Source organism: Mesorhizobium sp. M1273 (genome assembly GCF_040318195.1).
Classification (GTDB): domain Bacteria; phylum Pseudomonadota; class Alphaproteobacteria; order Rhizobiales; family Rhizobiaceae; genus Mesorhizobium.
On record NZ_JAMYLV010000005.1, the window covers coordinates 67,476 to 80,305 of the forward strand.

Annotated in this window: 17 protein-coding genes; 15 read left to right on the plus strand and 2 right to left on the minus strand. The window is 62.8% G+C overall.

Annotated elements, in window-relative coordinates; translation table 11 throughout:
* Window positions 1-44: 44 nt before the first annotated feature.
* A complete protein-coding gene (locus NKH30_RS07710; protein WP_352450835.1) occupies window positions 45-815 on the plus strand; it encodes a sulfite exporter TauE/SafE family protein in 771 nt (256 codons plus the stop codon).
* Between the two features lie 41 nt (window positions 816-856).
* Here the strand turns inward: NKH30_RS07710 and NKH30_RS07715 are convergent, their stop codons facing one another.
* The gene (locus NKH30_RS07715) at window positions 857-1,408 is read right to left on the minus strand and encodes a DUF2269 family protein (protein ID WP_352768354.1); all 552 of its coding nucleotides are present in this window, start codon (window positions 1,406-1,408) and stop codon (window positions 857-859) included.
* A gap of 580 nt (window positions 1,409-1,988) precedes the next feature.
* Between NKH30_RS07715 and rcdA the strand changes: the two genes are divergently transcribed.
* Window positions 1,989-2,516, plus strand: a complete 528-nt coding sequence (rcdA, locus tag NKH30_RS07720) for a protease adaptor protein RcdA (RefSeq protein ID WP_352450833.1) — start codon at window positions 1,989-1,991, stop codon at window positions 2,514-2,516.
* Between the two features lie 38 nt (window positions 2,517-2,554).
* On the opposite strand, the gene NKH30_RS07725 is transcribed toward rcdA, so the two are convergent.
* Window positions 2,555-2,872, minus strand: a complete 318-nt coding sequence (locus tag NKH30_RS07725) for a winged helix-turn-helix transcriptional regulator (protein ID WP_352450832.1) — start codon at window positions 2,870-2,872, stop codon at window positions 2,555-2,557.
* 72 nt (window positions 2,873-2,944) lie between these two features.
* Between NKH30_RS07725 and NKH30_RS07730 the strand changes: the two genes are divergently transcribed.
* The 13 genes from NKH30_RS07730 to pal all read left to right on the plus strand — a co-directional run bounded on the left by NKH30_RS07730 (window position 2,945) and on the right by pal (window position 12,807).
* Complete coding sequence (locus tag NKH30_RS07730; protein ID WP_352994788.1) at window positions 2,945-3,835, plus strand: SDR family oxidoreductase; 891 nt, start codon at window positions 2,945-2,947, stop codon at window positions 3,833-3,835.
* 263 nt (window positions 3,836-4,098) lie between these two features.
* Window positions 4,099-4,611, plus strand: coding sequence for a crossover junction endodeoxyribonuclease RuvC (gene ruvC, locus NKH30_RS07735; protein WP_352450830.1), 513 nt, complete (start codon window positions 4,099-4,101; stop codon window positions 4,609-4,611).
* Window positions 4,612-4,667: 56 nt separating this feature from the next.
* Window positions 4,668-4,937, plus strand: coding sequence for an AbrB/MazE/SpoVT family DNA-binding domain-containing protein (locus NKH30_RS07740; protein WP_352450829.1), 270 nt, complete (start codon window positions 4,668-4,670; stop codon window positions 4,935-4,937).
* Entirely contained in the window at window positions 4,915-5,337 is a 423-nt protein-coding gene (locus NKH30_RS07745) for a type II toxin-antitoxin system VapC family toxin (RefSeq protein ID WP_023678002.1), read from the plus strand. Before NKH30_RS07740 ends, NKH30_RS07745 begins: the two co-directional genes overlap by 23 nt.
* 13 nt (window positions 5,338-5,350) lie before the next feature.
* A complete protein-coding gene (gene ruvA, locus NKH30_RS07750) occupies window positions 5,351-5,971 on the plus strand; it encodes a Holliday junction branch migration protein RuvA (protein ID WP_023678001.1) in 621 nt (206 codons plus the stop codon).
* A 43-nt stretch (window positions 5,972-6,014) separates the two neighbouring features.
* Complete coding sequence (gene ruvB / locus NKH30_RS07755) at window positions 6,015-7,055, plus strand: Holliday junction branch migration DNA helicase RuvB (protein WP_023677999.1); 1,041 nt, start codon at window positions 6,015-6,017, stop codon at window positions 7,053-7,055.
* Between the two features lie 127 nt (window positions 7,056-7,182).
* Window positions 7,183-7,653, plus strand: coding sequence for a tol-pal system-associated acyl-CoA thioesterase (gene ybgC, locus NKH30_RS07760; protein ID WP_352471199.1), 471 nt, complete (start codon window positions 7,183-7,185; stop codon window positions 7,651-7,653).
* A gap of 295 nt (window positions 7,654-7,948) precedes the next feature.
* A complete protein-coding gene (gene tolQ / locus NKH30_RS07765; protein WP_023677997.1) occupies window positions 7,949-8,659 on the plus strand; it encodes a protein TolQ in 711 nt (236 codons plus the stop codon).
* 9 nt (window positions 8,660-8,668) lie between these two features.
* Window positions 8,669-9,127, plus strand: a complete 459-nt coding sequence (gene tolR, locus NKH30_RS07770) for a protein TolR (RefSeq protein ID WP_352522864.1) — start codon at window positions 8,669-8,671, stop codon at window positions 9,125-9,127.
* A 7-nt stretch (window positions 9,128-9,134) separates the two neighbouring features.
* Complete coding sequence (tolA, locus tag NKH30_RS07775; protein WP_352768348.1) at window positions 9,135-10,292, plus strand: cell envelope integrity protein TolA; 1,158 nt, start codon at window positions 9,135-9,137, stop codon at window positions 10,290-10,292.
* 78 nt (window positions 10,293-10,370) lie between these two features.
* A complete protein-coding gene (tolB, locus tag NKH30_RS07780) occupies window positions 10,371-11,642 on the plus strand; it encodes a Tol-Pal system beta propeller repeat protein TolB (RefSeq protein ID WP_245274748.1) in 1,272 nt (423 codons plus the stop codon).
* A gap of 58 nt (window positions 11,643-11,700) precedes the next feature.
* Window positions 11,701-12,078, plus strand: a complete 378-nt coding sequence (locus NKH30_RS07785; RefSeq protein ID WP_352768345.1) for a four helix bundle protein — start codon at window positions 11,701-11,703, stop codon at window positions 12,076-12,078.
* Between the two features lie 222 nt (window positions 12,079-12,300).
* Complete coding sequence (pal, locus tag NKH30_RS07790; RefSeq protein WP_023677992.1) at window positions 12,301-12,807, plus strand: peptidoglycan-associated lipoprotein Pal; 507 nt, start codon at window positions 12,301-12,303, stop codon at window positions 12,805-12,807.
* Window positions 12,808-12,830 lie beyond the last annotated feature (23 nt).

Consider the following 12,830-nt stretch of genomic DNA (forward strand, 5'->3'; position numbering starts at 1 on the left):
TGGTCTATTCCAGAGTTCAACTTTCCCTCCAGCGTCCCTTCCCCATGTCAGGCCTGCTCGTCGATCCCTGGTTCTATGCCGCGGCCATTCCGGCCGTCATCCTCGTCGGCCTGTCGAAAGGCGGCTTCGGCGGCGCCGTCGGCTTTGTCGGCGTGCCGTTGATGGCGCTGACCATGCCGCCGGTTCAGGCTGCCGCAATTCTTCTGCCAATTCTGTGCCTGATGGACATTGTCTCGGTATGGACGTGGTGGGGCATCTTCGACCGCAAGATGCTGGCCGACATGATGCCGGGCGCCGTGATCGGCATTGCCCTTGGCTGGCTGACGGCGGCACTTGTAACCGAAGAGATGGTGCGGCTGATCGTCGGCGCGGTTGCCCTGATCTTCGTGCTGCGCTGGCTCTATTTGCAACTCCGCCACGGTGCCGGCCACGCAGCGGAGCCCAACCGCGTCGCCGCCGGCTTCTGGGGTACCGTTGCCGGGTTCACCAGCTTCGTCGCCCATGTCGGCGGCCCGCCTTTTCAGGTCTATGCGCTGCCGATCAGGCTCGATCCGAAGGTGCTGTCGGGCACCGCGGCGATCTTTTTCGCCGTCACCAATGCGCTGAAGCTCATCCCTTATTTCGCGCTCGGCCAGTTCGACACCACCAATTTGACCGCATCGGCGGTGCTGATGCCGCTGGCGCCGCTGTCGACCATCGCCGGCGCCTGGCTGGTGCGGCGGATGCGGCCGGAGCTGTTCTATCCCTTCACCTATGCGACCGTAGCGGTCGTCGCGGTCAAGCTTCTGTGGGACGGCATCGCCGGCCTCCTGTAAGACGGCGGCCCCATTCGGCCGCCGCCGGATATCCTTACACCTCAGGCGGCACTCGGCAGCAACTGCCGCGTCCTGCCAAGCGCCAGGGCAATGCCGGTTGCCAGTATGAGCGCCATGCAGCCCAGAATGGTGATGTCGTGCAGCGTCGGCTTCAGCACCATGTCCGCGATGATCACCAGCATCACCGAATAGTCGAAGCGCGCGGCGCTGAGGACGCGCTGGCCCTGGGCAAGCACCGCCGGCGTCACACCCTCCTTGGCGATCATGCCTGCCATGCGGTCGGCAGTCGGCTTGAAGATGAACATGCCGATGCAGAAGGTCGTCGCATAACCGGCAAGGCCGATCAGCACCCACAGATCGGAAAAGCCGACCCAGAAGCCGCACATGATGAGGCCGAAAAGCAATGTCAGCATCGACATCGGCGCGAAGAACCGGTTGCCGAGCTCGCCGGTGGCGCGCATCGCCTGCAGCATGCCTTCGACGTTCCCGGCGCGGTCGGCGCGTACCGCGAGCAGCATCAGCGTGAAGCCGCCGCCGACCCAGAGGATCGCCGAGACGACATGCAGAAATTTAACGGCCGAGTACCAGTCCATTATTCGCTCCTTGAGAGATTTGATGATTTGCCGGAGCGCAAGGTTTGCTCCGCCTCGTTGCGAGGAGCGGGCGTTTAGCGCGGCGCCTGTTTCGGAACGATGTCGCGCGGCGAGTGGATCGGTTTCGGTATGTCGGTCACGATCTGGAGGAAACATGGCGCAAGCGCGTCGCCCCGACTTTCCAGCCGGTGGTGTGAACGGCGCCGTGGCCAGTCAGCTGTGCTGTTACGGCACAGATGCTGGGCGCTTGATCAAAAAATATGCCCCGCGTTAAGGCTTCGTTAAGCTTTACAGGCGTTTACTATGTCCATCCAGTGATCTGGATTCTTACCGAGTGGTTGGAGCCACTTTGTTTGACGCCTCCCTGTTAAACTCCTGAGAGCCGCCTTATCCGCGGCTCTTTTTTTGTCCGCCGGCATGGGCGTCCTTCCGACTAAATGCGGCCGTTAACCGTTTGTTAAACATGTGCTTGCCTTCGCTGGCAGCGAAGCGCATTTTCAAGCTTCAGTCGTTTAGGCTGCCGGATATGGCAGCCAAGAGCCGAATCGGCCGGCTGTCAGGCAAGTGCAGGGGCGTAGCGATGAACGAGCCTTCGAAGGCGAGCGCGAAAACCATCAAGCTGGCGGAGCGCCGGGTTTTCTCCCAATCCTTCAAGCCGCTCTATCAGGAAGGCATGGGCCTGGTCGAGCAGGCGGCCGAATATCTCGACGGCAAGGGCCGCGCCGAGGCCAAGAAGCTGTCGAGGCTGGCGGCGACGCTTTATGCGGCCGAATCGATGCGGCTGACCACCAGGCTGATGCAGGTCGCCTCGTGGCTGCTTTTGCAGCGGGCGGCGAATTCCGGCGAGATGACCCGCGATCAAGTGGCCTCAGAAAAATCCAAGGTGCGTCTCGACACTGCCTCGGCGCATGACGAGGCGCCCGGCTGGGCCGAGCTGCCGAAGGATTTCATCGACCTCGTCAACCGTTCGCTGCGGCTGCAGGCGTTGGTGCGCCGGATGGACGAGGAGATCTATGGCGGCCTTGCCGAGGTGCCGCCGTCGAGCCGTCGCCTCAATCCGGTCTCCGACCAGATCACGCTGCTCAACACGGCTTTCGCCCGCGGCTGAGAGACCGTTTCATAATTCTACTCCGGCGGCCATCTAGACTAACCGCGAAGGGACGGGCTCGCGATCATCAGGCGGGGAGAATCACGCAGCAGCAGGCGCGATCCGACCTCCACGATAGACCTGATCGCTGGGAGCAGCTCCTGCCCCAATGACGTCAGCTCATACTCCACGGTCGGCGGCGATGTCGGCATCACGTGGCGTGCGAGGACGCCACGCTCCTCGAGATCGCGCAACCTGGCGGTCAGCACCTTCGCCGAAATGGCTGGGATATCGCGGCGCAATTCGGAGAACCGGCGCGGGCCGTCGCTCAAGGACCAGAGCACCTCGGGTGTCCAGCACCCGCCAAGCAGCGCCATGCACCTCGACATGGGGCAGCCGGGAAGCGCCTTCACCTTCGTTCGCATCCTGAGGACCATGGCGCATCTTCCATGAGAGTTTCCAGTTGGTTACCGGAAAATGATGGTAACTACAAGATACGTGGTTTCCGAGGACAGCTTGGCCGTCTCGTGATCGACGCACTGCTGAAGACAGTTCCGGCCAGCCGGATCGTTGCGGCGGTTCGTGATCCGGCAAAGGCCCGCGATCTTGTCCAACGCGGCGTAGTCGTGCGGGAGGCGGACTATAATCGTCCCGACACGCTCCCGATGGCGCTGGCCGGCATCGATAGACTGCTGCTGATTTCCTCGACCGAAGTCAGCGGCCGCTTGCCGCAGCATCGGTCAGTGATCAAGGCCGCCCAACGGGTGGGGGTTTCGCTGATCGCTTACACAAGCATGCTGCATGCGGACACGTCTCCCGCGAGGCTCGCGGTCGAACATCGGCAGACGGAGGAGGTCATCGCGGCCTCCGGCCTACCCGCCGTCATCCTGCGCAACGGCTGGTACACCGAGAACCATCTGATGGCGCTCCCGGCGGCTCTGGAGCACGGCGCCTTCATCGGCGCCGCAAATGAGGGGCGCTTCTCGTCCGCGGCGCGGCAGGATTATGCCGAGGCCGCGGCCGTGGTGCTGACGAGCGAGGATCAAGCAGGGAGGACTTACGAGCTCGCCGCGGACCAAGCCTTCACGCTCGCCGAGCTTGCGGCGAAGGTCTCGCGGCAATCGGGCAAGGCGATCGCCTACAACGATCTTGCCGGGGCGGCCTATGAGGGTGTGTTGACAGGCGCCGGGCTGCCCGCCGATCTCGCCGCTATCCTGGCCGATGCCGACATTGCAGCCTCACGCGGAGCGTTGTTCGATGACGGCGGCGCCATGAGCCGGCTGATCGGTCGACCGACAACGCCACTGGAGAGCGTCGTTGCGGCAGCATTGCGCGGTTGAAACCGAGACGGCTGTCACATCCGCCAAAGGATCAGAGGACCGTCTGTCGCTCGCGCCAACAGTTATTCAAACGACTAGACTAGCGCAGCTTTCTGCGCTTCCGGTGCTCGCGTACTTATGTACGCTCCGCTCCGGTCTCGAAAACCACGCTATCTGTCTCGCCAGAGCGAATTCTCAAACATTCTCTAAACCAGACTCGGTTGCTGTTTCTGGTTTGTTCACATTTCGCTGGCATCGCCGCTCGCCGGGGTTAAAGTTGACGGATGGGGGAAGCGATTCGCATCATCGGCATCGATCCAGGGCTGAGGCGCACCGGCTGGGGCATAGTCGAAAGCCTCGGCAATTCGCTGCGCTTCGTCGCTTCCGGCACGGTGCGGTCCGACGACAAGGCCGCGCTGGCGGTGCGTCTTTGCCAATTGCATGACGGGCTCGCCGAGATCCTGCATGCCGCGATGCCGCACGAGGCGGCGGTCGAGCAAACTTTCGTCAACAAGGACGCGGCGGCGACGCTGAAACTCGGCCAGGCACGCGGCATCGCCATGCTGGTGCCGGCGCGTGCCGGCCTTGTCGTTGCCGAATATGCGCCAAACGCCGTCAAAAAGGCGGTGATCGGCGTCGGCCATGGCGACAAGAAGCAGATCCACATGATGGTCAAGGTGCTGATGCCGAAGGCGACTTTCGACACCGACGACGCCGCCGATGCGCTGGCCATCGCCATCTGTCACGCGCATCACCGGCAGAGCATCGCCTACAGGATGGCGGCGCTGGCCGGATAAGTATGTTCTTGACTTGTTCTCCAGTGGGCAATAGGTAATACCAACGAGGTATTACCATGCGCGTTACCACCAAGGGCCAAGTGACCATCCCGAAGGAAATACGGGATCATCTCGGTATCGGCCCGGGCTCGGAGGTGGAGTTCGTCCCCACCGAGGACGGCGCTCGTGTCATAGCCGTCGACGAAAACATGTCGGAGGAGGAAGCCTCGCGCAGATTCAGCCAGATACTCGATCGTATGGCCGGTACGCTGGATCTGGGAGGCATGACGGCGGATGAATATGTGGAATGGCTGAGGGGCCCACGTGAAGATCTCGACATTGATTGACACAAATGTCTTGATCGACGTTTGGGGTCCTGCCGGACGGGAGACGAAATGGTCGGCATCCGCGATTACCGCATGCCGGCGCGACGGCGCACTCGTAATCAATGCAATCGTCTGGTCCGAGCTCGCGCCGTTGATTGCGACCGAACAGGCTCTTCGTCAAGCAGCCGACATGCTCAAGATGGATCGCGAATTTCTGCCGTGGGAAGCAGCCTTCCTCGCTGGTGTCACGCACTCGCGCTATCGCCGCGCCGGCGGCATTCGCGAACGAACCTTGCCGGATTTCTTTATTGGAGCCCATGCGGTTGTCGCTGGGCATCGCCTGCTGACGCGCAATGCTGCGCGCTATCGCGGCTATTTCCCGGACCTCGATATCATCTCTCCGGAAACCCACCCGGCATGATCGGCACGCTCAAATGATCGGCAAGCTAAAAGGCACGCTGGATGAGATCGACGAGGATTTCTGCATCGTCGACGTGCATGGCGTCGGCTATGTCGCCTACTGCTCGGCGCGCACGCTGGCGGCATTGCCGCGGCCGGGCGAGGCGGTCGTGCTGTTCATCGAGACCTATGTGCGCGAGGACATGCTGCGGCTCTATGGGTTCCAGTCGGTGCTGGAGCGCGAATGGTTCCGGCTGTTGATGAACAATGTGCAAGGCGTCGGCGCCAAGGTGGCGCTGGCCATCCTGTCGACTCTGGCGCCGGCCGATCTCGCCAATGCGATTGCGTTGCGCGATATCGCCATGGTCAGCCGTGCGCCGGGCGTCGGCAAGAAGGTGGCGGAGCGCATCGTCACCGAATTGAAGAACAAGGCGCCTGCCTATGCGGGCACTGCCTCCGGCACCATCGGCCTGAAGCAGGAGCTCGGCGAGGGCGTCGCCTCGGCGCCGATCACCGACGCCGTCTCGGCGCTGGTCAATCTCGGCTATTCGCGCGACACCGCCGCCAATGCGGTGGCGGCGGCGCTGAAGACGGCAGGCGAGGAGGCGGACGCCTCGAAGCTGATCCGCTTCGGGCTGAAGGAGCTGGCACGGTGAGACGTTGCTTGTCCCGTCCCTTGCCATATGCAAGGAAGGCGGCATGAGCCTTTCGCCACGCCTCATTGCTCCCGACAGACGCGGCGAGGACGCCGAGCAGACCTTGCGGCCGCAGACGCTCGGCGACTTCGTCGGCCAGGCGGCGGTGCGGGCCAATCTCAAAGTGTTCATCGAGGCCGCCAAGGGCCGCAGCGAAGCGCTCGACCATGTGCTGTTCGTCGGCCCGCCCGGCCTCGGCAAGACGACGCTGGCGCAGATCATGGCGCGCGAGCTCGGCGTCAATTTCCGCTCGACCTCGGGTCCGGTCATCGCCAAGGCCGGTGATCTCGCGGCGCTGCTCACCAACCTCGAAGACCGCGACGTGCTGTTCATCGACGAGATCCACCGGCTCAACCCGGCGGTCGAGGAAATCCTCTATCCGGCGATGGAGGATTTCCAGCTCGACCTGATCATCGGCGAGGGGCCGGCGGCGCGCTCGGTCAAGATCGACCTGGCCCGCTTCACGCTTGTCGCCGCCACCACCCGGCTCGGCCTTTTGACCAACCCGCTGCGCGACCGCTTCGGCATTCCGGTGCGGCTCAATTTCTACTCGGTCGAGGAACTCGAGCAGATCGTGCGGCGTGGCGCCCGCATCCTTGCCATGCCGCTCGGCGACGACGGTGCCTTGGAGATCGCCCGGCGGGCGCGCGGCACGCCGCGTATCGCCGGCCGGCTGTTGCGCCGGGTGCGCGACTTCGCCAGCGTTGCCGGCGACGGTCATGTCGACCGCAAGGTCGCCGACGAGGCGCTGACGCGGCTGGAGGTCGACGGGCTCGGCCTCGACGCGCTCGACCGCCGTTATCTGTCGATGATCGCCCGGAATTTCGGCGGCGGGCCGGTCGGCATCGAGACCATCGCGGCCGGGCTTTCCGAGCCACGCGATGCCATCGAGGACATCATCGAACCCTTTCTGATCCAGCAAGGCTTCATCATGCGTACCCCGCGCGGCCGCGTGCTGGCGGCCAATGCCTGGCGGCATCTCGGCCTCGACGCGCCAAAGGACCTGGCGCAGCAGCAGATCAGCCTGTTCCAGGAAGAACCCTAGGTTCCGCTGCTTATGGCTTCGGTGCTGGCAGTCCCCGGCCCAGCCCTCCAGGTCTTGATCATCGCCGGTCTATGCGCAAAACAGGTGTTGCTTGAAACAGGGCCTGTCGGGCCAAAAGGACAGCGCAATGGACGATCACGGTGAATCGGCATTGTCCGCCGGACTTTCCGGCGCGCTGACGGAATTCGGCCATCGACTGATGGCGCGGGTCTATTATGCCGACACCGATTTTTCCGGCGTCGTCTACCACGCGCGCTATCTCGAATTCTTCGAGCGCGGCCGGTCCGACTATCTGCGGCTGGCCGGCGTCCACCACACCGAGCTTGCCGACGGCAAGCATGGCGAGAAAATAGTCTGGGTGGTGCGGCGCATGGAGATCGATTTCCGCGGTTCGGCCCGCATGGATGACATCCTGACCATCGATACGCGCACCGAAGACATTTCCGGCGCCCGCATCGTCATGGCGCAGCAGTTGAAACGCGGCAGCGAAGTGCTGGTCGAGGCGCGGGTCGAAGCGGCGATCGTCGGCGAGAACGGCCGGCCGCGGCGCTTTCCCAAGGATTGGGTGGCAGCCTTCATGCCCGGAACGCGCAAATAAGAGTTCAGAGGCGGAAGATCCGGAGCTCCCGGTCGAGGCGAGGATCGCCGGGCTGGTCGTCGGGGCGCGGCAATGCGCCGCGCTGTACGTCCTAACCCATCCTTAACCATAACGGTCCATGAAGGGATTGGTTAAGATTGGAAGAATCCAAGCGCCTTCCTTTCACCAATATTTGCCCCGAAAAGGCCGCCAACGGTGCATTTGGGGTTATTCCGCAAGCTTAACGCGAACGGACCACAAGGGATGCCCATGGGCCAGCCGCCAGCCACGCCCCGAAAATCTTTAAGGACGTAACATGGAAAACATCGCTCTCGCCGAACCGGGCGCGCATTTATCGATTTGGGCCTTGTTCATGCAGGCCGGTTGGGTGGTCAAGCTGGTCATGATCGGGCTGCTTGGTGCCTCGATCTGGACCTGGGCGATCATCGTCGACAAGCTCGTCGCCTATGCCCGCATGCGGCTGGCGCTCAACCGCTTCGAACAGGTGTTCTGGTCGGGGCAGTCGCTGGAAGAGCTTTACCGCACGCTCGCCGACCGCAAGACGACCGGCATGAGCGCGATCTTCGTCGCCGCCATGCGCGAATGGAAGAAGAGCTTCGAGAAGGGCGCAAAATCGCCGCTCGGCCTGCAGACCCGCATCGACAAGGCTATGGATCTGGCGCTGACCCGCGAGATGGAAAAGCTGGAAGGGCGGCTCGGCTTCCTCGCCACCACCGGCTCGGCGGCGCCCTTCATCGGCCTGTTCGGCACCGTGATCGGCATCATGACCTCGTTCCAGGCGATCGCCGCTTCGAAGAACACCAGCCTGTCGGTGGTCGCGCCCGGCATCGCCGAAGCGCTGCTGGCGACGGCCATCGGCCTGCTCGCCGCCATCCCGGCCGTCATCGCCTACAACAAGCTGTCGTCCGACGCGAGCAAGATCGCGGTGCGCATGGAAGGGTTCGCGGATGAGTTCTCCGCCATACTCTCGCGCCAAATCGATGAAAAAGTCGCGCAGAAGGCCTGAGGGACGATCATGGGAATGTCCGTAAGCGCGGGTGGCGGAGGACGCGGCGGGCGCGGCCACAGGCGGCGCGGCCGCCATCACGCCTTGATATCGGAGATCAACGTCACGCCGATGGTCGACGTGATGCTGGTGCTGCTGATCATCTTCATGGTCGCGGCGCCGTTGCTGACGGTCGGCGTGCCGATCGACCTGCCGGATACCCAGGCCAAAGCGATGAACGCCGATACGCAGCCTATAACCGTGTCCATCAACTCGGCCGGTCAGATCTACCTCCAGGAAACCGAGATCCCGATCGAGGAGCTGGTGGCAAAGCTGCAGGCGATCTCGAAGACCGGCTATGACGAGCGCATTTTCATCAGGGGTGACAAGTCCACCGACTATGGCACTGCCATGAAGGTGATGGCCCGCATCTCGGCTGCTGGCTACAAGAATATCGGCCTGGTTTCACTGCAGGAACAGGATCAGTAGACGCAAGATGAGGACCGGCCTCACTACATCGGTGATCTTGCATACGGTGGCGATCGCCTTCGGGCTGTTCACGTTGTCCTCGCCGCCCGCGATGCCTGCGTCCGATGCGGAATCGGTGTCGGTCGAGATCGTGCCGATGGAAGCGACGGCACAGGTCCTGCAAGGCGACAAGAAAGCTGTAATGCACGACAAGCCGGCGCCGGTACCGACGCAGCGTCCCGACATCGTTCCCGATGCCCAGAAAGTCGGCGATAACAGCGTCGACACCGACAAGCCGCCGACACCTGAGCCCAAGCCCCAGCCAGTCGACATGACGGCGGCTCCACCACCCGCGCCGACGCCGGTCGAAAAGCCCAAGCCCGAGGACGTGCCGAAGCCGAAGGAAGAGCCGAAGCCTATTCCTGCTACGGAGGTGGCGCCGGTGCCGCAGCCGAAGGAAGAGGTCAAGCCCGAACCTGTCAAGCAGACCGAGCCCAAGCCGACGCCGGCCAAGGAGCCGACGCCCACGCCGCCGCAGGACAAGACTGCCGCGATCGATCCGCAGCCCGAGGTCAAGCCGGATGCCGTCGCCGAGGCGATTGCCAAGCAACCGCCAACCGAGGAGGCGCAGCTTCCCGACTCGGCGCCGGCACCCGAGGCTCGGCCAAAGCCGCAGCCGGCCCAGGCCGAGAGCGCGAAGGCACCGGAGCGCAAGGACGCCGACAAGCCGGTCAAGGAAGCCTCATCCAGGCCGAAATCGGACGACAAGCAATTCAACGCCGACGAGATTTCGGCTCTGCTTGACAAGCGGAAGCCGTCCGGCGGCGGCGCCAAGCGCTCGACCCAGCAGGCATCGCTCGGCGGCGAGAAGGATCAGGGCCAGAAGCTTTCGAAATCGGAGCAGGGGGCATTGGAGGCCCAGCTTGGTGGTTGCTGGACGCTTCCGGCAGGGCTCGAGGGTTCGGAGAATTTCGTCGTCGTGGTCCGGTTTAATCTGGACGCCTCCGGCAAGCTGGATGGCCGGCCGAGCGTTGAAAAGTCGAGCGGAAACCGCCCGTTTGACGAAAGTGCAGTGCGCGCGGTTCAGAAATGCGATGTGGCCGGCTTGCAGGTTCCGGCGGGCAAGCAAGACATCTGGTCCGACGTTCGGGTCACTTTTGACCCCAGGGAGATGCTCGGTCTTTAGGCCTGGCGCTCACAGAATCAGCGAAAGAAGCGAGAAGACATGAAATCCATCCTCAAGCCGCTCCTGACGATCGCAGCGATGGCGCTGGGTATGACCGTTGCTGTCACCCTGCCGGCGCGGGCGCTCGTTGAGCTCAACGTCAATAAGGGCAATGTCGAGCCGTTGCCGATCGCCATCACGGACTTCCAGGGCGGCGATGCGCTCGGCGCCGAGATTTCTGGCATCGTCAGTGCCGACCTGAAACGCTCCGGCCTGTTCGCGCCGATCGACAAAAGCGCTTTCATCGAAAAGATCTCGAACCCGGATGCCACGCCGCGCTTCGAAGACTGGAAGGTGATCAATGCGCAGGCGCTGGTCACCGGCAGTGTCGGCAAGGAGGCTGACGGCCGCATTCGCGCCCAGTATCGGTTGTGGGACACGTTTGCCGGCCAGCAGATGTCGGGCGAGCAGTTCTTCGCCAACGACGCCAATACCAGGCGCGTCGCCCATATCATCGCCGATGCGATCTACGAGCGGCTGACCGGCGAGAAGGGTTATTTCGACACGCGCGTCGTCTTCATCGACGAGTCCGGTGCCAAGAATGCGCGCAAGAAGCGGCTAGCCATCATGGACCAGGACGGCGCCAACGTCCGCTATCTCTCGAACGGCAAATCGATCGTGCTGACGCCGCGCTTCTCGCCGAACCGGCAGGAAATCACCTACATGTCCTATGAAAGCGGTCAGCCGCGGGTGTACCTGCTGCAGATCGAGACGGGGCAGCGCGAGCTGGTCGGCAATTTCCCCGGCATGACGTTTGCGCCGCGCTTTTCGCCGGACGGCCAGAAGGTGATCATGAGCCTGCTGCGCGATGACGGCAATTCCAACATCTTCGCCATGGATCTGAGAAGCCGCTCGACGACCAGGCTCACCAATTCGACCGCCATCGACACCTCACCGTCCTACTCGCCTGACGGCAGCAAGGTGGTGTTCACCTCGGATCGCGGCGGCCGCGCGCAGATCTATGTGATGGGCGCCGACGGCTCGGGCCAGACCCGCATCTCGTTTGGCGACGGCGTCTATTCGACGCCGGTGTGGTCGCCGCGCGGCGATCTCATCGCCTTCACCAAGCAGACCGGCGGCGAATTCCAGATCGGCGTCATGCGCACCGACGGTTCGGGTGAGCGCATCCTGTCCACCGGCTTTCAGCAGGAAGGGCCGACCTGGGCGCCCAACGGCCGGGTGCTGATGTTCTTCCGCGATTCCAATGGTGGACCAAAACTTGTTTCGGTCGATCTCACCGGCCGCAACGAACAGTCGATCCCGACGGCGAACTTCGCCTCGGATCCGGCCTGGTCGCCGCTGCTGGAGTGATGGAAGAAGAACTGAGGAATTGAAGAACTGACGAGTTGACGAGTTGAAGAACTGAAGAATGGAGAAGGCAGGGGTCTACATCGAGCACGCGAGGGATTTAGAAGTCTATAAGCGTGCCTATGCGGTTTCCCTTGGGGTACACAGAGCCACGCTTGCTTTTCCGAAAATGGAGCAATACGCGCTCGCCGATCAACTACGTCGTTCCAGCAAGGCGATCTGCGCCAATTTCGCCGAAGGCTTTGCCAAACAGACTCACTCCAAGCCCGAATTCGCACGCTTCATTTCGATGGCCATAGGATCATACAGTGAGGTGGAGACCTGGATTTCGTATGCGTTCGACCTCGAGTACATCACACAGGCGCAACGCGACGATTGGTTGCAATCCTATGCCCGCATCTACGGAATGCTGGTCAATCTCATAGAGAAGCTGAGGTGATCTCTTTCCTCAATTCCTCAGTTCTTCAGTTTCCTCAATTCCCTCTTTTTCATGTTTTGGCCGCATTTCCGCCTACGGTCCGCGCTCATTGTCGCCCCTCGGCAGAACGGTTGCGGACGGCAGCCGAAACCAAATTTTAACCGTGTTTCTTGAGCGTCGGTTAACCCAAACGTGGTTACTGGACGATCAATGAAATCACTCGAATTGCGAAGGAGAGGCGGCATGGGCCGTATCGCAGCACTTACCACAAACCCGGTCATGATCGCGCTGGTCGCGATGCTCGCGATCACCGGTTGCGCCTCGAAGAAGACGCCGAACAGCGCCGCCGATCTCGGCCTCAACGGCGCCGGCGCGGCAACGCCCGGATCGGCCCAGGACTTTACCGTCAACATCGGCGACCGCATCTTCTTCGACACCGATTCGTCCTCGATCCGCGCCGATGCGCAGACGACGCTGTCGCGCCAGGCGCAGTGGCTGAACCAGTACAAGCAGTATGCCATCGTCATCGAAGGCCATGCCGACGAGCGCGGCACGCGCGAATACAATCTGGCGCTCGGCGCCCGCCGTGCTGCCGCCACACGCGACTTCCTGGTCGCCAAGGGTGTTTCGGCGCAGCGCCTGAAGACCATTTCCTACGGCAAGGAGCGTCCGGTCGCGGTTTGCGACGACATCTCCTGCTGGTCGCAGAACCGCCGCGCCGTAACCACGCTGGGCGGCGCCGGTTCTTGATCGGCATAAATGCAACACTTGGT